This window comes from Nostoc sp. (assembly GCF_036917435.1).
Classification (GTDB): domain Bacteria; phylum Cyanobacteriota; class Cyanobacteriia; order Cyanobacteriales; family Nostocaceae; genus Nostoc.
This window is the reverse complement of the sequence record NZ_JBALDM010000007.1, coordinates 1-20,805: the sequence shown is the minus strand read 5'-3', so window position 1 is coordinate 20,805 and position 20,805 is coordinate 1. Positions and strand designations below refer to the sequence as shown.

Below are 20,805 nucleotides of genomic sequence, written 5' to 3'. Positions count from 1 at the left end.
AAAGTTGAACCCCGACAATTTATTGGTTATGCTGTATCATCAAAGGTATTTTTGTGTAAATTATGAACATAGTCAAACTGATTTTACTTGCCTGTCCTGCATTTCTGGTATCTATGCTGCTGGTAGTTAATCCAGTACACGCATCCAGCCTAAAATCTCTATATGCTACACAAATTGTTACCGTAGCACCTACAGAACAAATTATTGATCTGGCAACACCGAACTTGATTCAATCATCTAATCCGATTATTGATCAAGTTGGTTGCAATTGTGCAAACTGCGTTCAGTCTAAATTTCAGTCGTTACAAGGTAAGCTGCCATCAGTCGGTTTTTAAGAAAGTTAGAAGTTATGAATCTTGTAGGGGCACAGCAATGCTGTGCCCTTATTAATTATTAATGAGCTTTTTGTAGATAGCGAACGCACCTGCGGCATCATTATTTATGTAATCAACATATTCACTGAAGGTCACGCCTTAAAAAACAAGTAGGAAAGTTTTTAGGTGAATCCCTAAATAGTGAGAAACCTGCTGGTAAGCTAGTTAAGTTGGTGCAATAGCTATCTGCACCCAAGCTGTTAAGCTCTTGTTCAAACAGCTAGTCTGGGGATTAGAAAACTTGCTAGAGTGAACAGAGTTAGCCTTAATGTCTAATCGCCAAAACCTATACATATCATGGATTTTGCTAATATTGCATCCCAGTTGAACGCTGGAACGATTTTACCAGAGGGGATTGTTATTATCACCCTCTTGGGGGTTTTGATTGTTGATTTGATTTTGGGGCGTACATCCGCACGCTGGATTGGATATCTAGCGATCGCAGGTTTATTTGCTTCCATTGTCGCCCTATACTTTCAATGGGACTCTCCTAATCCCATCGGTTTTACCGGCACCTTTAACAGTGATGACCTGAGTATCGTCTTTCGCGGCATCATTGCCTTATCTGCGATCGCCACTATACTGATGTCAATTCGCTACGTTGAGCAAAGCGGTACTCCTTTAGCCGAATTCATCGCTATTTTGCTGAGTGCTACTTTAGGAGGGATGTTTTTATCCGGGGCTAGTGAGTTGGTGATGATTTTCATCTCCCTAGAAACCCTGAGTATTTCGTCTTATCTATTGACAGGTTATACCAAGCGTGACCCTCGCTCCAATGAAGCGGCGCTGAAATACTTGTTAATTGGCGCTTCCAGCACAGCAGTATTTTTGTACGGTGTATCACTGCTGTATGGACTATCTGGAGGACAAACTGAACTAAGCGCGATCGCTAATGGTATTGCCACAGCGAAAGTGGGACAATCTTTAGGGTTAGTGATTGCCTTGGTTTTTGCGATCGCAGGTATTGGCTTCAAAATCTCAGCTGCACCCTTCCACCAGTGGACACCAGACGTTTACGAAGGCGCTCCCACCCCAGTCATCGCCTTTTTATCAGTTGGTTCCAAAGCAGCCGGATTTGCCCTAGCCATCCGCTTGCTGACAACAGCCTTCCCCCTTGTTGCAGACGAGTGGAGATTTGTCTTCACTGCACTAGCCGTTCTCAGCATGATTTTGGGTAACGTAGTCGCCCTAGCCCAAACCAGCATGAAACGAATGCTAGCTTACTCATCCATTGCCCAAGCTGGGTTTGTGATGATTGGCTTGATTGCTGGCACACAAGCCGGGTATGCCAGCATGATATTTTACCTACTGGTTTACCTGTTCATGAACCTGTGCGGCTTTACCTGCATCATCCTGTTCTCGCTGCGGACAGGAACCGACCAGATTGCCGAATACTCTGGTTTATATCAAAAAGACCCACTTCTAACACTGGCGTTGAGTATCGCCCTGCTTTCCTTGGGTGGTATTCCACCATTGGCTGGGTTTTTCGGCAAGATTTACTTATTCTGGGCTGGTTGGCAAGCAGGACTTTATTGGTTAGTCTTACTGGGCTTAGTTACCAGCGTTGTCTCCATCTACTACTACATTCGCGTAGTTAAGATGATGGTAGTCAAAGAACCACATGAAATGTCCGACGCGGTGAAGAATTATCCCCAAGTGCGTTGGGATTTGCCTGGGCTAAGACCTTTGCAAGTAGGGTTGGTGGTAACATTAATTGCCACTTCTATAGCAGGGATTTTGTCAAATCCACTGTTTACACTGGCTAACAATTCCATCTCCAATACCCCATTTTTGCAAGCAACAATCAAAAGTAATGTAAAAACACAAAATCTAGTGCTTTTACCAAAGTTAGATTCGGTTAGTCAGTCTCAACCCTCAGTTGATTCTACTGCTAAGATTTAATCGAGTCTCAACTCAACTTTGTACTCAAATACAAGCCTGTTTGCTAATTAGCAAACAGGCTTTTGTTTATCCATGAATATACGTTTAGTAAGTGAGTCAAATTAAATATAAAACCTCACCGAACAAGGCAAAAATAAAAAGTAAAAAGTAAAAAGAAAGAGGAATAAAATCGGTTTGAAGGGCAATTCATGAATTGCCCCTACAATTTTTTGCGTAAGTCCTAAAATTTTACGAGCCTGGGTTAACAGGTATCTTAATAACAAATTCCGCACCTTTTCCTGGAACAGAAAAACAGCTAAGTTGTCCGCCATGTTTTTCAACTACAATTTGATAGCTCACAGATAGCCCTAAACCCGTACCTTTACCCACGGGTTTAGTAGTGAAAAATGGATCAAACACCTTTGAGCGAACTTGTTCACTTATTCCCAAACCATTATCAGTAATACTAACCGTTCCCCATTTGTCATCGATTACTTCAGTTTTGATTTGAATTTGGGGATTATTTCTTATCAGATTTTGATTATGAGTTATTTTTGAATTGCCTATCGAAGCTTCAACTGCATCGATTGCATTAGCAAGTATATTCATAAACACTTGGTTTAGTTGACCGGGATAGCAAGTTATATTGGGTAGCTGACTATATTTTTTGATGACTTTGATTTCTGGATATTCATGCCTAGCTTGGAGTCGATGCTCCAAAATCATTAAAGCACTATCAATTCCTTCGTGAATATTAACTTTTTTAAGTTCTGCTTCATCGAGTCGGGAAAAGTTACGTAGTGATTTAACAATTTCCTGAATTCGCTCTGTTCCCACTGTCATTGACTGGAAAAGTTGAGTTAAATCTTGAATCAGAAAATCTAAGTCTATTTCTTCTATTTCCTGTTGGATTTCTGGAGGATTATTTGGACAAACTTGTTGATAAATTTGCACCAATTTCAGTAAATCATTAGTGTATTTCTGGGCGTAGTGGAGGTTCCCATGAATAAAACTCACTGGGTTATTAATTTCATGAGCAATACCAGCGACCATCTGACCTAAACTAGACATCTTCTCAGCTTGGATAAGCTGAGTTTGGGTAACTTGTAGTTCCTTTAGTGTTTTTTGTAAAGCAGTTGTACGTTCCTCAACCCTAATTTCTAACTCTTGATTAGCTTTCAAGAGCGCTTCCTCTGCCTGTCTACGTCTCTGGACTTCTTTTGCTAACTCATCGATTTTCTGGTTGAGGAGAACAAAATTACTGCTGGCTAAACTTTTATTTTCTAAGCGTAAGAGAATTAAGGCTGAAGATTCAGGAGACCAAGGTTGAAGAACGGCTCCTTGGCTACGACATATTAACGTTTCTCCATCATTCCTTCGTAAAGTCAAGGAGCCAATCACCATTGCTCTACTACATGAACAAGCTTGCAGGTATTTTACAACATCGTCAGTACACTGAGTGACAAGTTCAAAAAGCATTCTTCCCCGCAGTTCCTGACGACGTAACCCCAGCATCTCTGCTACTGGTTGATTGGTAGCTAACAACTGACCTTCTCCACTCACCAGCAGTAGAGGTTCTGGTAAAACTCTGGCAAATTCAAGAAATTGTTCAGGAGTCATGGGGATTCCAATTTCAGAGTTCAATTCTAATTTACATATCTGCACTCAAGCTTGTACTATAGATTTAGTTTAGTCATGAAGAGTTTATACAGATTCTAATCCCTTAAAGTATTCTCGACCTTCTGCATCTTCTGCCTCTTCTGTGAGTTTTAAATAAACAATAACTCTACATCCAGAAGCACCTTGTGCTATGGTTTCCTGCAATTCTACTTTCGCATAGCCCAGATTGTTGGCTGCGATCGTCCCAAAGACGTTTGAAGTCATCATACACATAACAGGGCGATTAAGCACTTTTTCTGCAAATGGGCAGACACGGTTGCCAAAGACAATTTTTTCATCATCCTGCTCAATAACATAGAAATCGCCTTGGATTCGTCTTTTTAAATCAATCAAGACATCAGCGACTTGCTTACGGGAAAGTTTGGAGACTTCCAGAGCAGATTTGTAATCTTGGTTAATTTGCCTACCCATCCTTTCGCCAACTACACTAATAAATCCAGAAGCTTCTTCCAAGCCAACTACATCCTGCAAAGTACCAGACAATTCTCTAATTAATGTACGTAAAAATATATCGCGTTCTAAAGAAAGATTAACAGTAGCTATGGAATGATTAAGTGTATTGGTCATAAATTTTGAGAAGACAATCTTGGAACTACAGTTATAGAGTTCCCCAAAATGACCATAAAGTAACTGCTTAGGGCTTCCCAAGAAATAAATTATCCATTTGTGGGATGGGCATCTTGCCCGTCCTAATATTCGGGACGGACGGGCAAGATGCCCATCCCACAAGATAATTTGGGATATTTTTTTATTTGAAAGTCCCTTAATATTTTTCAAAAATTAAATTGGATTGCTATATTTTTACTAAAATTAATTTGAATAATTGATAAATTTACTATTTTAAGATAGGGGAATACTGATGATAAATTCAGAACCTTCTCCTAACACAGATTTTACTTCTAGAGTTCCCCTATGTTTTTGGACAATTATTTGATAGGCAATTGATAATCCTAATCCTGTTCCTTTTCCCACTGGTTTAGTTGTGAATAAATGCTCAAACATTTTTTTCTGAACATCAGCCGATATTCCTACACCATTATCTTGAATCCGAATCAATGCGTGATTTGTATCTTTAGTTCGAGTAGTATGAATTGTAATTTGATTAGGACTTTTTTTAATGTCATCAAAACTAAATCCATAATTAGACTCTTCTAAAGCATCAATGGCATTTGCCAACAAATTCATAAACACCTGATTTAGTTGTCCTGGAAAGCATAGTAAATGAGGAAGCTCACCGTAATTTTTAACTACTTCAATAGCCGGACGAATCTTATTATCTTTCAAACGATGCTTGAGAATAAGGAGAGTGTTATTAATACCTTCATGAAGGTTAAACAGAACTTTTTCTTCTGTGTCTGATCTAGAGAAATTTCTCAAGCTTTTGCTAATATTAGAAATGCGATCAGTGCCTTCCTTCATTGATGAAATAAGCTTAGGTAAATCCTCACGTATATACTCTAGATCCATCACTTCGATTGTTTCTTGGATTTCTTGAGATGTTTGAGGATAGATTTCCTGATAAAGATCAATCAGATGTAACAAATTTTGAATATACTCTTGAGCCGGAGTCAGATTACCTGCTATAAAACCAACTGGGTTGTTAATTTCATGAGCTACATCGGCAACAAGACTGCCTAAACTAGACATTTTATTCTGCATTATCTGAAGATTAAGAAGCATCATTTCTAGTTCATGACTTCTTTCTTCTAAATTGCTTTGATATTCTTTTAATTCAGCAATTACTTTCCTGAGCAAATATTCTTTTTTTTCGTTTGTCTCTTCTAGTTTTACCCGATCTGCCTCAGAACGCTCTAATTGCTTTTGGATAATTCTATTCGCTTTTTTCAGTTCCTTAATTTCTTTTTGATAATCCTCAGTTTCCATCAGTTTCTACCGAGTTCCCAGAATTAAAGTTACAAATGTTTCATTGTGAAATTGCGTCTGGCTAATTCGATCTATAGGAGCAATTTCTCCATAAGAATAAAATCCACAGGCAGGTAAATGGTCAGTCAGAGAGAGTTTCGTATTCTGGTACTCTTCTTTTGCTCTCGTACCAAGTATTTGCCGACGAGCTACACATGAAAAAAATAAAACAGCACTTGGTTTTAAACCTGGATAATTATCTAAGGCATTCATGAATGATGATTTGGAAGCTGCCAAAATGTTTTCATAACCTGCTTCTGCAATTTGAATCACAGCTTGATCGGGAATATCTGCAAAAAAGGTGATACTACCAGATTCTTGATTGTAAGCAATAGGCGCTCTTATATAAAAATTGTCTCCATCCTGAGCAAATACTGCTAGAGGATATTCCATTGAAGGAGGAAGTAAACCTAGATAATGATGATAAAAATCTAAAGCTGGCTTACCATCTATTTCATAGAGTATGTTCTTATCTACCTTAGTCACTTGGCTTTTTTGACCGATGGGATGCCAACCACTTGCAACACCATGAGAGAACAATATTGTGCCCGAAAAAAGCAGAATTGGTACAGAATCACTTAATACTTCTGTTTGAAAAAACTGATATGTATTTTGATATCTGGACTGATCGCCTGCTAAACCACCAAATATCGGGATATTTTCACCAAGAGCTAACTTTAAGCCATTCAATATTGATACACCACTAGTTGTAAGACTCTCTGGATGAGTTAAACATAGCTTTGGAGTTGCAGTACTTTTTGCTTTGGCTTGCTCTACAGCTTGTTTTGTTACAGCAATTGGATCGCCTGAAACTTTGCGTCCAACTCCTGCATAAATTTCAACTTCGTCTGAGCAAAACAACATCAAGGTGATTGAGTCTTGCTGAAACTCTAAGACTGAAGAAATTTCTCCATCTGTTGTTCCACCAATCAACTCAATCCCCGGAAAAGCCTGATGAATTTGCTGCAAAATAAGGGAATGTTCAAAGTCAATTGCAGAAAAAAGAATCCCAGCTTTTGGTATATCTCCTGCAAGGGAACTGACACATTGTTGAATAACTTCTTCAACTGCTGATAGAGAATCTGGATCGTTACTGTGACCTACAACTGTTTTAAACATAAATTTATCTATATGGAGTGAGAATGATTTTTCTACAAGGTTATAGTTACCAAATTGCCAGAGATATTTTACTTATGTATTAATTCTGGATAGAAATACTAAATAGCCTACGAATAATCTCAAGCAAGCTATGGACGAAAAGAATCTCCAAGATTCTTATAACACTACTTAGTATGATTATGAAATAGGAAGTTTAATGATAAACTCTGAACCTTTTCCTAGTAATGAATTTACCTCCAGTGTTCCTCCATGTTTTTCGACAACAATTTGACGAGCAATTGATAATCCTAATCCTGTGCCTTGTCCCACAGACTTAGTGGTGAATAAATGGTCAAAGATTTTTTGTTGGACATCAGGTGACATTCCTAACCCATTATCTTTAATCTTAATTAAAATATGATTATTGTCTTCAGTAAGAGTGGTTTGAATCAAAATTTGATTAGGATCTGCTTCAATTTCAATATAAGTCCGTCCTATATTAGACTCTTCCAAAGCATCAATAGCATTAGCTAATAAATTCATGAATACCTGATTCAGTTGTCCAATAAAGCATTCTAAATCTGGCACATTATCGTAATTTCTAATTATTTTAATATCAGGTCGATTCTCGGATGCTTTTAAGCGGTGTTTGAGAATCATGATTGTGCTGTCGATGCCATCATGAATATTGCAAAAAACTTTGCGATCGCTATCTGCACGAGAAAATATTCGGAGACTGGTACTAATATTACGAATGCGCTGAACACCCTCTTTCATTGAAGAAATTAAGTTAGGTAGATCGGAAAGCATATACTTTAAATCTATCCCTGCAATTTCCTCTTGAATTTCTGGAACTGGATTAGGATAATGCAGCTGGTAGAGGTTAATAATATTAATCATGTCTTGGAAATATATTGAAGCATGTCCGAGATTGCCATGAATAAAACTAACTGGATTATTAATTTCATGAGCAACTCCTGCTACTAATTGACCAAGGGCAGACATTTTTTCTGTCTGTACAAGTTGAATTTGAGATTCTTGTAGGTCTTTTAATGCCTTAGACAATGCTGCTGTTCTTTCTGCAACTCGTTTTTCCAAAGTTTTTGTGAGATTTCTTAATTGCAAATGGGTTTTAATTCTAGCTAACAATTCTTCTTCATGAAAGGGTTTAGTGATGTAATCAACTGCCCCTATATTTAAACCCTTTACCTTACTATTGGTATCAGAATTCGCCGTCATAAAAATTACTGGAATATCACAAGTAGCTGAATTTTCTTTCAGGATTTTACAAGTTTCAAATCCATCTATTCCCGGCATCATTACATCTAATAAAATCAAATCAGGTAGTTTATCTTCAGCCTGCTTGAGTGCCCTATTGCCATCATTCTCTGTAGCAACTTTGAAGCCGACATTAGTTAATATGTCAAAGACAATTTCTAAATTAGTAGTAGTATCATCCACCACTAAGATTAAACTATCTTCTGGGAGATTGAGCATTTGTAGATATGGCTTGTAATTCATGTATTTAAATTAAGCTAACTCCTTGCTTATTGTTTACTATTGCTCTGCGATCGCAGCTAAGTAGCCTCTACTTTTTTTTACAGACTGAGTTGAGAAATTTATTCTATGACAATCCTATAGTTCCCAAAAACTCTGATAACAGCAACATTCTCACACCAAATTGCTTTATGCGACTACGGGAGCGATCGCTACAGCATATACATAAACTACAAATCTACACTTTCACTAGAATTGAAGATCCTCTTTAATGAAGGCGATCGCCACAAACGCCAACGACAAATCGTCACATCCTCTTTTTATTGAGAGCGGATGCAACCCTATGGTTAGCTAATCTGTAATTCTTTTAAACAAATTTTTAGCAAGTAGTTGTTGACGGCGTTTTAAGATTTATCGCGCAGCCCTGGAGATACCTCAAGAAAGATTTTGCTGTGCAAAATCTGTCCCTCTCCTTATTAAGGAGAGGAGAAGAGAGGGTGAGGTTTGATCTTAATATTTAATTACGCCTACCTACTTATCTTTGGATTTAAATTATTTGATACAACCTGCCTAAGTCTTATTACATAAATAAATCAGTTGCATTTGCTAGAGGGTGAGGCGATCGCTCATAAAACCTCTAAAATCTAAATTAATATAGCTGCTCTATGCTTGGGCGATTCGTTCAAAAAACCAATCTCTAACTAGTGCGATCGCTCACGGTATTTGCGACAGCAGCACGATAAAATTCTAAAACCATAATCGTACTAAAAGGTCTAAATGGCAGAAACACTATTCTTTAACGCCTTACGGGAAGCCATTGATGAAGAAATGGCACGTGATTCCAGTGTATTCGTTCTCGGTGAAGACGTAGGACACTACGGCGGTTCCTACAAAGTTACCAAAGACCTGTACCAAAAATATGGCGAACTCCGCATTCTAGACACCCCCATTGCCGAAAACAGCTTTACTGGCATGGCAGTAGGAGCAGCAATGACTGGGTTACGTCCGATCATCGAAGGCATGAATATGGGCTTTTTATTGCTCGCCTTCAACCAAATATCCAACAACGCTGGGATGCTGCGCTATACTTCTGGCGGTAACTTCAAAATTCCAATGGTAATTCGCGGTCCTGGAGGTGTGGGAAGGCAGCTAGGTGCAGAACATTCCCAGCGACTAGAAACGTACTTCCAAGCTGTGCCAGGGTTGAAGATTGTTGCATGTTCCACACCAAGAAACGCCAAAGGACTCCTAAAATCTGCAATCCGCGATGATAATCCCGTGTTGTTCTTTGAACACGTTTTGCTTTACAACTTGAAAGAAGATTTACCAGAAGAAGAATATTTACTACCTTTAGATAAAGCCGAAGTTGTGCGTCAAGGAAAGGATGTCACAATTATCACTTATTCTCGGATGCGGCATCATGTGCTGCAAGCGGTAAAAACACTTGAAAAACAAGGATACGATCCAGAAGTTATTGATTTAATATCCCTCAAGCCATTAGATTTTGATACGATTGGTGCATCAATACGTAAAACCCATAAAGTCATTGTTGTGGAAGAATCCATGCGAACTGCGGGTATCGGAGCAGAAGTCATCGCTTCAATAAACGATCGCTTATTCGATGAATTAGATGCGCCAGTACTGCGGCTTTCTTCCCAAGATATCCCCACGCCTTACAACGGCAATCTGGAACGATTGACAATCATCCAACCAGAGCAAATAGTAGAAGCCGTGGAAAAAATGGTAGCGTTGCGAGTCTAGAGATTTGGGACTGGGGACTGGGGACTGGAGACTAGGAGAATAACTCATTCCCAATTCCCAATTCCCAATACCCCATGCCCAATGCCCTAACTCCTCAAAAGAGCGCTATTATAGCCTTTGTCAGTTGCGAGTTATGGTATGCAAAGACAGCGATCGCTATTAATTTTAATTTTAGTCCTGATAATCGCCGCAATAACGGTGATTGCAACAATTCCGATACCTCTGGGACTGGACTTGCGGGGAGGTTCACAGCTAACAATTCAGGTGAAACCATCACCGGAAATTCCCAAAATCACCGAACGCGAATTAGAAGGTGTAAAGAAAGTTGTCGAAGGTCGGATTAATGGTTTGGGTGTTTCTGAGCCAGTCATCCAAACAGTCAGTTCAGATAAAATATTAGTACAACTGCCAGGGGTTAACGATCCAGAACAAGCCGAACGAGTACTAGGGGGGACGGCACAGTTAGAATTTCGTACCCAAAAACCGAATACAGAAACTCAACTATTTGCTTTCCAAGCATCTAGAGCCGAATTGAAAGTCAAGCAAGAAGAATTGAGAAAGAGTGCTGACAAAGCCGCAATTACTAAGAATCAAGAAGATTTACAAAAAAATAATCAAGCGATCGCAGAATTGTTTGAAAGCACCAATCCACCACTAATTGGTAAATACCTCAAGGATGCTTATGGTGAACCCACTCAAGGTAACAACTGGCATGTTACCATTCGCTTCGACCAAAAGGGTGGTGAACTCTTTGCCAATTTGACGAAAAATCTTGCCGGTACTGGGCGGAGCATTGGTGTTTTTCTGGACAATGAACTGATCAGCGCTCCTACCGTAGGTATAGAATTTGCCGCCGCCGGGATTAGTGGTGGTTCTGCTGTAATTACAGGAAGGTTTACCGCCCAACAAGCCAACGACTTAGGCGTGCAACTACGCGGTGGGGCATTACCCGTACCAGTAGAAATAGTTGAAAACCGTACCGTCGGGGCAACATTAGGTAAAGATAGTATTCAACGCAGTATTTACGCTGGTATTGGCGGATTGCTGTTAGTATTGATTTTCATGTTAGTTTACTACCGACTACCAGGGTTAATTGCCGACTTTTCTTTGATTATCTATGCACTATTGACCTATGCTACGTTCGCTTTGTTAGGCATTACATTAACTCTCCCTGGTATTGCTGGGTTTATCCTCAGTATCGGTATGGCAGTTGATGCTAACGTCTTGATTTTTGAGCGCACCCGTGAAGAACTACGTGCTGGTAAAACTTTATATCGTTCTGTAGAGTCAGGATTTTACCGAGCTTGGTCTAGTATTTTAGATAGTCATGTCACATCATTAATTTCTTGTGCAGCACTGTTTTGGTTAGGAGCAGGTTTAGTTAAAGGCTTTGCTTTGACATTGGCGCTAGGGTTAGGGGTGAATTTGTTTACTGCCATTACTTGTAGTCGCACACTGCTGTTCTTATCATTGCAATTTCCCAACTTGCGGAAACCAGAGTTGTTTTGTCCTAATCTCTCAACGTCAATTAAGTCTGGTGCGGAGGTGCAGTTATGAAATTTAGTGTCATCAAACGTCGGAGCTTTTGGTGGACAATTTCTGCCGCCCTGATGATCGGTAGCATCGTGGCGATGCTGATTTCTTGGCAACAACTAGGCGCACCACTACGTCCCAGTCTAGATTTTGTTGGTGGTACGCGACTACAATTTGAACGCGATTGTACACAACCAGACAAATGCACTCAACCAATTAATATCTCTGATGTCAGAGAAGTAGTTGACGGTGAAAAGCTAAATAATAGTAGTATCCAAGTTGTTGGTAAAAACCAACAAGGAATATCCGTTCGCACAAAGACATTAAATGTCGAGCAACGCACCCAGTTGCAAACAGCTTTGAGTGAAAAAATTGGAGCCTTTGATCCAAAAGCCACTCAAATTGACACCGTTGGTCCGACACTTGGCCGTCAGCTATTTACCCAAGGGTTATTAGCTCTGGTTGTTTCTTTTACTGGCATCGTCATTTATTTGAGTGTACGTTTCCAGTTAGACTATGCCGTAATCGCAATTCTTGCCTTGTTCCATGATGTTTTGATTACGCTGGGTGTTTTCTCCATCTTGGGATTAGTCGCAGGTATTGAAGTTGATAGCCTTTTCGTCGTTGCTATTTTGACTATTACTGGTTTCTCGGTGACAGATACCGTGGTAATCTACGATCGCATTCGGGAAATACTGAATCTACATCCTAACGATCATATTGACAAAGTTGTTGATGATGCAACCAATCAAACTTTAACGCGATCGATCAATACGACGTTAACCGTTTTACTAACATTGTTTTCCCTATTCCTATTTGGCGGCGAAACCCTGAGAAACTTCGCCCTTGCCTTAATTGTTGGATTCACAATGGGTGCATATTCAAGTATCTTCATCGCCAGTACTCTCCTGGCTTGGTGGCGAGAGCGCAGGAGTGAATCCCAAGTCGTGGAGAACGCAGAGCCAATTGATACATCTGCTAGCTCTCAAGATAGTTAAACTTGTGCGTATTTCACAATTAGGTTAAAGCATTTTGAACTGCTCACTCATGCTTTGGAATTTTATTCCTCTATGGATCAACCTCAAGAACCATTAATCCCTAATCCAGAATTTGAGAACTCTGACGCATCCTTTATTCAACAAGTACAAAGGCTACACAAGCTAACAGTATACGGTAGATGGCTGTTTGTCGGTTGTTTATGGCTCACTATTGCGCCTGTTAGCTTGTGGGGTCTACGTACAGAAATTTATCTGTGGCAACAATATTTTACCTGGGTAGCGGTGCGATATGGACTTTTCTACCATCCACTCTCTACCTTCGGTTTAGCCTTTTGTATTGGGATGACTGCCTCTGTTTTGGTTTGGCAAAGTCGGAATATCTTATTTGGACTACCACAGTCAGAAAAAGAACGTTTAAAAAAACAAGTTTATCGGATACGTCAACAGGGGCCAACTCATCCTCTGTGGAAGTGGGTTTGTCATTAACCCTCTTCTGTCACTTTCCGAGTATTCTGGATAAAAGGATTAAAAGAAAAAACTCTGAAAAGTAAGTAGGGCAATGGATGTAGAATTACAAATATTGAAACACTTAGCAAGAGATGCCCATCCAACAGTTGCGATCGTAGATGAATATTGTGCAGAGGATCAAGACTTATTTAAAGAAGTAAGAAATTATGAGTGCTTCAAATATTTGCACTTCGCAATAACCCTGTTTTGTCACTCTGGTAAAACAATAATCTCAGCCAAATTCTGAGACTTTGATTTCATCCAGGTTTGAGGCTTTATTTCCTAACAGAAACTAAAATGTATAGACAAAAACTGAAAACTAAAGCTCTGTAAACCTTTGGGCGATTAGATTCTCCCAAAGTGATAAAACAGGGTTAACATGAGGGGCTAAACGGGAATTCTGCCAAATTGCCAAATCACTTGCTTCTTATACGAATTATTGTCTCGTTTTCAGGTAATATGACATTGGTATAGTTAAACAAAAAATCTTAGCTTTAGTATCTACATCCAAGTTAGGTCTAATAGCTTTAGTATTAGTAAATTTTACTTCAGATAAAAATTTACCCTTTCTGAACAAACACCCGATCGGGCAAGGGCTATTGTTAAGGAATTTTATTATGATTGCTACCTTGATTGTAGCTTGGATTGTCTTCATAATATTGTGGAAATTGTTGAAAGCAACTCTGAGTAATGCATTAACTCTTGCCGCAATCCTTATTTTATTAAACATTGGTTTTGGCATTACCCCGCAAGATATTTGGCATCACATAATGCAGTTTACTCAAAGTTTATCAAATATCCAAAGCGGCAAGTAAAAAATAAATTTAATTACATTCATCACAAAATTAACTAGTAGTTTATCAAGCTAGTAGTGAAAAGTTTGTAGTAAGCACAAAGCGCGCTTAGGAAAGTGGATTAAATAAAATGCAAAACTTCATCCTGTTTCTACCTTCCCTCTTCTTTGTAAGGCTACGGTGTACACACAAGTCATCGAATTATCCAAAACAAAAGAAAAACCTCACCGAACAAGGCAAAAGTAAAAAGTAAAAAGGCAAAAGAAAGAAAAAAAGCAGTGGTTTGAAGCCCCTAAATTTATTTATGGAACGAAATAAAAACATTTATTTCGAGATGCATAGCGCAAGAAATAATAAGTCCGTACAAGGCAAAAGTAAAAAGTAAAAAGGCAAAAGAAATATTGAATTTATCTTTCTTTTTACTTTTTACTTTTATCTTTTTACTTGTTTATACGTCCTTATCAAATCCCCTGAATTTATTTATGGGGATTATCTTTTTACTTTTTACTTTTTACTTCTTAACCTCTCCTCTCCTTAATAAGGAGAGGGACAGATTTTGCACAGCAAAATCAGGGTGAGGTAAACGAGGGACACAAACCTGTATGTTATTTAATTCTTATTCCTTACTACGAAATTTCTTACCCATCAATTTACACTCGACAGACTACTTGAGCAACTTGTTAAGGGTAGTTAAATTTCCGCCACAGTGTACTTATCAATCATTATTTAATCCTGAAATTTTGGCTAATGCATCCTTAAAACTAGGCGGCAACTGACGCATAATCTTGCCTCTTTCCCGATCTAAAGCGACTAAAGTCACCTTGGCAGTAACGTACAATTGTTGTCCATCAGTTGAGACAATGGCATAATCCCAATTAATTCGGACACCAGTTACCTCAGCCATGCGCGTTTTTACCACCACTGCCATACCCAATTGAATTGAACGGTGATAGCGCAATGACAATTCTACAACTGGTAAATCGCAACCTATAGCGACTAAATCGGCAAATTCAATCCCTATAGATCGCAAGCATTCAATCCGTGCTTCTTCCATCCAAGCTATATAGGAACCGTGCCAGACAACACCAGAATAGTCAGTGTGGTGGGGTTGCACTCTCAGAGGATACTCAAACCAATTTCCAAATTCATGACTTGATGGATTATCAAGGGCGGTAGTGGGTGGTAATTCTGGTTTCCTGGGTTTTTCTTGTGACATTTTCACTTTTTTAAACACCTATAAATTTTCCAAATATGGAATAGCATAAAAATTAATTGCGTTCCATAACTTATTGATTTAATATTTACACTTCCCAGTCTAGGGAGTGTTTTGTTATGCAGCTTAATCTCCGGTATATTAGTCTTATTACTTTAACTCTAATTAGTTTACAGCACTCAGTGCTGAGTACTGAGTAAACAAAAAGCTACTCAATACTTTTGCACTATGTTAAGAGCAAGGCCCCTTGTGGGCGGAATCTTTGTATCCCTGAGTTGGTTGATACCCCACCCGCAAGTGGAGTGGTCTTTTAACTCAGCACTCTTCATTAAAGGTAATTATCAAATTAAAGTTGGGAATCTACAGGTTGCTTTTGCTGGTTTGCCCTTTGCAACGCAAGCAGTGGAAAACTTAGCCGCTATGATTCCTGAAACTACGAAGTTTTTAGACGATGCTTTTAGCCCTAAAGTCGCTGTACCTCAAATGGAGATTATAAAATTGTCCATTTAGCGACTCATGCAGCCTTTGTGGTTGGTAAACCAGAAGATTCGTTTATTTTATTTGGGAATGGCGATCGCGTTAACTTTAGAAATCTCACCACTTAGTCACTTCCCCATGTAGATTTGGTAGTGTTAAGCGCCTGTGAAACTGGCTTGGGAGACAAGTTAGGTAACGGTGAAGAAATTTTGGGCTTTGGCTATCAGATGCAATAAACCGGTGCTAAAGCCACAATCGGCTCGCTGTGGTCTGTAGATGATGGTGGCACACAAGCTATTATGAGTGCCTTTTATGGCTGATTGTATCAAAAAAATTCATTAAAAATTCATAATTAATAACTGATAATTCATAATTTCTTTATCTAAGTAGGTTTAAACTCCAAGCGTAATTGGGTTATTTGCTTGATGGTTGCAAGTCTTTATTAACCTATTTTTTGATTACTAAATTATGAATTACTAATTATCTTGATTGTAACTTTCAGCTAAATCCTCAAAATGCGGCTGGTGAGGTTTTAGTAGATAACAAAAAGTAGGTGATGGGCTACGAGCCAATCACTTAATCATAACGGAGAATAGGGTAAGAGCGATCGCTAACTAAGCCACTATTACCAACTAGGGATAATCGATTTTTAATTTGCGATCGAACTTTAGAACCTTAATATTTCTTGGCAAGAGTTTTAGAGCCTGTATCACTTTGCATAGATTGCTTGACAAGATCAGCCAGTTCGTCTAGCTGGCTAATTGCCTCCGCACCTTCTAGCTTCATTAATTCGCGGTCATCCCGCATTTCCGTCCAAGTAATCCCATAATCGGACACCAAAAACCGAATTAGGTGATTATCACCCAAGCTAACCATAAACGATGCACTATTCATTTGGTTGCCGCAGGTATAACAGGACGCAGGATACCCGCGTCGCTCTAATACGACCGCCAAGGCTTGCAGGTTCATTACCAAGTCTTGGACGAATTGTCGATGTTGATGTGCTAGTCTCAGAAACACTTTTGTCCTCCAGACACCACAGTCATTTGAGTTTCTTTTATATTTTCTTTAGATTTTCTCATCCACTGGTATTGTAGACTATTCAATACAATTACCAGACAAATGATATTGAGTCATTAATTGACTACCTTGTTTAGGGTAGTAGATAAGACTTTTGAGCGCCGTATCAAACTATTCAGTTTGCAAATTAAAAATCTCGGACAGAATTGCTAAATTTAACTATATCTTTATACACTTCTGTCAGGGTAGATTCTTATATGAAGCGTTCGCTTTAAGATTAACCTAAATCCAGCACTAGTCAAGAACAGAAAAGCTTCATATTTCGTTTTTACTGATGACGTGCAGCTAAATTTAGTGTTATGCAAGGCCATAACGCATTTTTGCATCGTTATAGTCTGTTTTACTGAGATGTTTAATCTGTTCTATTTCTAACGTAGATTTTGGTATAGACAAATAATTAGGTATACCAAATTTTCCCCCCATATATATAAAGTTAAGCAGACGACAGTAAAAATTTCAGTTTCAGTAGTTAAATCAGATTAAGCGTAGCTCTTAATACAAAATTTACGTACCTGATAGACAAATCTGAGTGTAGAATCCAAAATGGATCAAATTAACACTGACAGTATATAAACTCAGCAGCGATTTTGAGATTATCCTCAAAAAGTAGTAGGAACCAAAGTACAGAAATTTGGAAAGATTTTATTCTAGTTGGTTTTTCCAAAAAAAAATGTATGTATAGTATATTTCGATTATTTACTCAAACTAAGTAATTATTTTTTATTGGGAGTCGGCGGAAAACTCCACTCAAGAGTAGGTGGAGGCGAACAGCCCCGCCCGCATGGGGCATTGGTAACTCTTCTCCATTCCCCATTCCCTTGTGGGTAGAGTTTTTCAATACTGACTAAGGAACGTGGATTAAATAAAATGCAAGCAAAACTTCATCCTGTTTCTAGCTTCCCTCTCCTTTATAAGGAGAGGGATTGAGGGTGAGGTAAGCCAGGGACATAAACCTGGATGTTATATAATTCTTATTCCTAAACATTAGTCGTAGTACTAACAAGTTTTTCCCCTTTCAACATCCGCGCCGCCGCTTCGAGGAGAGCTTCTTCGAGATAAGGCTTGGTAAAGTAGCCACTAGCACCGAGTTGAGCGGCAATCTGTCTGTGCTTGTCTGCACCTCGTGAGGTGAGCATCGCGATCGGTAGGTGGTTGAGGTTAGAGTCTTTTTGAATGCGAGAGAGTAATTCCAGTCCATCGCAACGGGGCATTTCGATGTCGCAAAATACGATGTCGCAAGGCAGACCGGAGCGGAGTTTATCCCAAGCTTCTTGTCCGTCACGCGCCTGTTCTACGCGATAACCTGCTTTGTTAAATGTCAGGGATAGCAATTCTCGGACTGTAATGGAGTCATCGACAATCAACACTGTTGGGTCAATCTTCGCAGGAGAGGTGTCTACAGGAACCCCTTTCTGTTGCCAAGAATTGCCACCCATTTGTGTAGAAATTCGTCCCTGGAAGATGTCAATGATTTCCAGCACGTCAGCAATGGGCATAATCCGACCATCACCCAAGACGGTAGCACCAGCTACACCAATGGGTTTAGGTGCTGGCCCTTCAAATTGCTTAATTACAATTTCTTGTTCACTTAACACCAGATCAATCTGTAGAGCAATCAAGGTATTTGCCGATCGCACCACAACCACAGAAACCATATCATCATCTCGCGTACCGCCATAGACATTACCGCGACTGATTTGGCGATTGAAGGTTAAAAGTTCCTTCAGAGGTCGGAATGGCAACACCGTATCGCGCCAAGAAATAAATGATTGTCCATTGGCATCATGCTGAATATTTTTCACTGGTATATCCAGCGTATCTTCTACACCGTCCATCGGGAAAGCGATTCTAGAGCGATCGGAGACACAGCAGAGAGCTTTACAAATACTCAGAGTCAGTGGTAGACGAATAGTGAAGATGGTTCCCTTGCCGATCGCAGAATCGGTGTTTACTGTCCCCCGAATTTCGCTAATCTCGGAACGCACCACGTCCATACCCACACCACGACCAGAAATTTCATCTGCTTGGTCTTTGATCGTAAAACCAGACTGGAACAGCAGATCGTAGACTTCCAGGCGAGACATGGCTTTTGCTTGGGCTTCTGTAATCATGCCAATCTTCACTGCCTTAGCCTTAACCTTTGCAGAATCGATGCCTGCACCATCATCGCCTACAGAAATGATCGTTTGGTTGCCTTGGTGGAAGGCGCGGATAGTAATAATTCCCACGGGTGGCTTACCAGCAGCTTGTCGTTCTTCTGGCGTTTCAATACCGTGAGCGATCGCATTATTCAGCATGTGAGTTAACGGATCGGTGAGATGATCCAAAATCATCTTGTCAATTAAGGTATCGCCACCTTCAATTACCAACTCTACTTGCTTGCCACACTTGATCGCATTGTCGCGTACTCCTCGCCGCCAGCGATCGATAGTTTGGGCAAAAGGCACCATTCGCGCTCTTGTTAGTCCCTCTTGTAGCTGGGTGGTTACTTGGCGGAACTGCCTTGCGACTCGCTCGGTTTCTTCGGTGACAAAATCGATGTCACTTGCCGACTCACGCACTCGGACAATGCGCTCAATCATCTGCTGAGAGAGTGTATGAAAGGGAGTAAAACGATCCATCTCTAACTCGCTAAAACCCCTGTCGGCATTGAAATCAGGCACTTGTAAGCCAGAGTCTTTCTTTTTGCGTCCAGCTAACAGAGAAGCTTCTAGGAGCGATCGCTCGTATAACTCTTGCATCCTTGCGCCCACATCGGAGAGTTGTTGTACCTGAATCAGCAAGTTATCTAATGACTGCCGCAGCCGTTCATGATCTTGCTCTAAGGTATTGCGATTTACCACCAACTCCCCGACTAAATTACTCATATCATCCAGTTGTTTAACTGGAACCTTCATTGTTTCTTCAAATCTTGCAGCCCGACGAGTAGACGGACGGGGAGCTTTGCTGGTGTTTGATTTGGCTACTGGTGAATGGGATATTGTTTGATCCGCTTCTGCTAGCAACTTCTCTAAGTCACCAAATTCATCTATGGCTAATGATGAAATGGTATTTTTCGCCAAGACTGGTTGAGTGTTTAAGGGTTGGGGTTGGCGTGGCCCGTTGTAGACATCGCTTTCGTTATCTGTACCAAGCAATTCTTCCAGCGCTGCAAAATCTACCTCTGGTATTGAGGTAGCTTTGGGGTTAAGTGCTACTTCCTCTCCTAGCAATGCTTCCAAGTCTGCAAAACCATCATCTGGAGCAGCTATTTCAAGGGTTTCTGTCGTTACTAATTCTTCCGTTGAGGCAGCAATAGCATTTTCTTCATCTAACCCTGGTGCAACTTCAAATATCTCTCCTAAATCACATAAATCGGTTTCTATATTTTCTTGAATAACTGTTTCTATTAAGTTGACAGCTTGTAAATCAATTGTTACCGCTTTCTCTTCTAAATCTTCCTCGTTTGTTACTTCTGATATAGCAGTTTCTGTAAACAATAAATCATTTGTAAAACCCAGTTCTGTATTTTCTGTGAACTCAAAGGTAGTTTCTAAGTTATTGTTCTCCTCAGCCACTAAAACTTCTAAGTTTGTCTGGGCTAAATCTGAACTTTCACCAAAATTGATATCTAAAGAAGCTTCTGTAACCGATATTTCATCCACAGCATTATCTGTGATTTCCATCTGAATATAGGTGGAATCATTTATGGCTACATCTTCAAATAGCAGTTGTGGATTTTCATCGAAAGAGCCGAACAAATCATCTGGCTGTGCTTGAACTAAATCTAAACTATCACCAAAATTGATATCTAAAGAAGCTTCTGTAACCGATATTTCATCCACAGTATTCTCTGTGATTTCCATCTGAATATAGGTGGAATCATTTACGGCTACATCTTCAAATAGCAGTTGCGGGTTTTCATCGAAAGAGCCGAACAAATCATCTGGCTGTGCTTGAACTAAATCTAAACTTTCACCAAAATTGATATCTAAAGAAGCTTCTGTAAC

General features: G+C 39.6%; 15 protein-coding genes and 2 pseudogenes. 9 read left to right on the top strand and 8 right to left on the bottom strand.

From position 1 onward, the window contains the following. Window positions 1-62 precede the first annotated feature (62 nt). A complete protein-coding gene (locus V7K98_RS03070) occupies window positions 63-335 on the top strand; it encodes a hypothetical protein (RefSeq protein ID WP_335019360.1) in 273 nt (90 codons plus the stop codon). Window positions 336-671: 336 nt separating this feature from the next. Further along, window positions 672-2,276 carry an NAD(P)H-quinone oxidoreductase subunit N gene (locus tag V7K98_RS03065; RefSeq protein WP_335019359.1) on the top strand — a complete coding sequence of 535 codons (1,605 nt, stop codon included), beginning with the start codon at window positions 672-674 and terminating at the stop codon, window positions 2,274-2,276. Window positions 2,277-2,504: 228 nt separating this feature from the next. Here V7K98_RS03065 and V7K98_RS03060 read toward each other — a convergent pair whose 3' ends face one another. The 5 genes from V7K98_RS03060 to V7K98_RS03040 form a co-directional block, all read right to left on the bottom strand. Next, window positions 2,505-3,875 (bottom strand): ATP-binding protein, encoded by a 1,371-nt coding sequence (locus V7K98_RS03060; protein WP_335019358.1) that lies wholly within the window; start codon window positions 3,873-3,875, stop codon window positions 2,505-2,507. 84 nt (window positions 3,876-3,959) lie between these two features. Further along, window positions 3,960-4,502, bottom strand: coding sequence for a methanogen output domain 1-containing protein (locus tag V7K98_RS03055; protein ID WP_335019357.1), 543 nt, complete (start codon window positions 4,500-4,502; stop codon window positions 3,960-3,962). A gap of 273 nt (window positions 4,503-4,775) precedes the next feature. Then, a complete protein-coding gene (locus V7K98_RS03050) occupies window positions 4,776-5,819 on the bottom strand; it encodes a sensor histidine kinase (protein ID WP_335019356.1) in 1,044 nt (347 codons plus the stop codon). A gap of 6 nt (window positions 5,820-5,825) precedes the next feature. After that, window positions 5,826-6,977, bottom strand: a complete 1,152-nt coding sequence (locus V7K98_RS03045) for an FIST signal transduction protein (RefSeq protein ID WP_335019355.1) — start codon at window positions 6,975-6,977, stop codon at window positions 5,826-5,828. A 177-nt stretch (window positions 6,978-7,154) separates the two neighbouring features. Then, a complete protein-coding gene (locus tag V7K98_RS03040) occupies window positions 7,155-8,477 on the bottom strand; it encodes a hybrid sensor histidine kinase/response regulator (protein ID WP_335019354.1) in 1,323 nt (440 codons plus the stop codon). 753 nt (window positions 8,478-9,230) lie between these two features. On the opposite strand from V7K98_RS03040, the gene V7K98_RS03035 reads away from it, so the two are divergent. From V7K98_RS03035 to V7K98_RS03010, 6 genes and pseudogenes are all read left to right on the top strand, one after another. After that, window positions 9,231-10,214: an alpha-ketoacid dehydrogenase subunit beta gene (locus tag V7K98_RS03035; protein WP_292724784.1), complete on the top strand. Its 984-nt coding sequence runs from the start codon at window positions 9,231-9,233 to the stop codon at window positions 10,212-10,214. A gap of 138 nt (window positions 10,215-10,352) precedes the next feature. Beyond that, a complete protein-coding gene (gene secD / locus V7K98_RS03030) occupies window positions 10,353-11,771 on the top strand; it encodes a protein translocase subunit SecD (protein ID WP_335019468.1) in 1,419 nt (472 codons plus the stop codon). After that, window positions 11,768-12,745: a protein translocase subunit SecF gene (secF, locus tag V7K98_RS03025; RefSeq protein ID WP_335019353.1), complete on the top strand. Its 978-nt coding sequence runs from the start codon at window positions 11,768-11,770 to the stop codon at window positions 12,743-12,745. The genes secD and secF overlap by 4 nt, the downstream gene beginning before the upstream one ends. A gap of 72 nt (window positions 12,746-12,817) precedes the next feature. Next, a complete protein-coding gene (locus V7K98_RS03020; RefSeq protein ID WP_335019352.1) occupies window positions 12,818-13,231 on the top strand; it encodes a hypothetical protein in 414 nt (137 codons plus the stop codon). 73 nt (window positions 13,232-13,304) lie between these two features. Next, window positions 13,305-13,451 (top strand): annotated as a pseudogene (locus V7K98_RS03015) (IS701 family transposase); the annotation flags it as partial. A 418-nt stretch (window positions 13,452-13,869) separates the two neighbouring features. After that, window positions 13,870-14,067 (top strand): hypothetical protein, encoded by a 198-nt coding sequence (locus V7K98_RS03010; protein WP_335019351.1) that lies wholly within the window; start codon window positions 13,870-13,872, stop codon window positions 14,065-14,067. Window positions 14,068-14,761: 694 nt separating this feature from the next. Here V7K98_RS03010 and V7K98_RS03005 read toward each other — a convergent pair. Further along, window positions 14,762-15,262, bottom strand: coding sequence for an acyl-CoA thioesterase (locus V7K98_RS03005; protein ID WP_335019350.1), 501 nt, complete (start codon window positions 15,260-15,262; stop codon window positions 14,762-14,764). A gap of 312 nt (window positions 15,263-15,574) precedes the next feature. Here V7K98_RS03005 and V7K98_RS03000 point away from each other — a divergent pair. Continuing rightward, window positions 15,575-16,050 (top strand): annotated as a pseudogene (locus V7K98_RS03000) (CHAT domain-containing protein); the annotation flags it as partial. Between the two features lie 361 nt (window positions 16,051-16,411). Here the strand turns inward: V7K98_RS03000 and V7K98_RS02995 are convergent. Further along, window positions 16,412-16,756 (bottom strand): DUF1815 family protein, encoded by a 345-nt coding sequence (locus V7K98_RS02995; RefSeq protein ID WP_335019349.1) that lies wholly within the window; start codon window positions 16,754-16,756, stop codon window positions 16,412-16,414. Between the two features lie 1,037 nt (window positions 16,757-17,793). Continuing rightward, window positions 17,794-20,805: hybrid sensor histidine kinase/response regulator (locus tag V7K98_RS02990; RefSeq protein ID WP_335019348.1), on the bottom strand; the 3,012-nt coding region annotated here is incomplete at its 5' end.

Coding starts and splice junctions, on each gene's coding strand:
- V7K98_RS03020 (WP_335019352.1), top strand. CDS start 12,818: ATGGATCAACCTCAAGAACCATTAATCCCTAATCCAGAATTTGAGAAC.
- V7K98_RS03040 (WP_335019354.1), bottom strand. CDS start 8,477: ATGAATTACAAGCCATATCTACAAATGCTCAATCTCCCAGAAGATAGT.
- V7K98_RS03050 (WP_335019356.1), bottom strand. CDS start 5,819: ATGGAAACTGAGGATTATCAAAAAGAAATTAAGGAACTGAAAAAAGCG.
- secD (WP_335019468.1), top strand. CDS start 10,353: ATGCAAAGACAGCGATCGCTATTAATTTTAATTTTAGTCCTGATAATC.
- V7K98_RS03070 (WP_335019360.1), top strand. CDS start 63: ATGAACATAGTCAAACTGATTTTACTTGCCTGTCCTGCATTTCTGGTA.
- V7K98_RS03065 (WP_335019359.1), top strand. CDS start 672: ATGGATTTTGCTAATATTGCATCCCAGTTGAACGCTGGAACGATTTTA.
- secF (WP_335019353.1), top strand. CDS start 11,768: ATGAAATTTAGTGTCATCAAACGTCGGAGCTTTTGGTGGACAATTTCT.
- V7K98_RS03060 (WP_335019358.1), bottom strand. CDS start 3,875: ATGACTCCTGAACAATTTCTTGAATTTGCCAGAGTTTTACCAGAACCT.
- V7K98_RS03045 (WP_335019355.1), bottom strand. CDS start 6,977: ATGTTTAAAACAGTTGTAGGTCACAGTAACGATCCAGATTCTCTATCA.
- V7K98_RS03005 (WP_335019350.1), bottom strand. CDS start 15,262: ATGTCACAAGAAAAACCCAGGAAACCAGAATTACCACCCACTACCGCC.
- V7K98_RS03010 (WP_335019351.1), top strand. CDS start 13,870: ATGATTGCTACCTTGATTGTAGCTTGGATTGTCTTCATAATATTGTGG.
- V7K98_RS03035 (WP_292724784.1), top strand. CDS start 9,231: ATGGCAGAAACACTATTCTTTAACGCCTTACGGGAAGCCATTGATGAA.
- V7K98_RS03055 (WP_335019357.1), bottom strand. CDS start 4,502: ATGACCAATACACTTAATCATTCCATAGCTACTGTTAATCTTTCTTTA.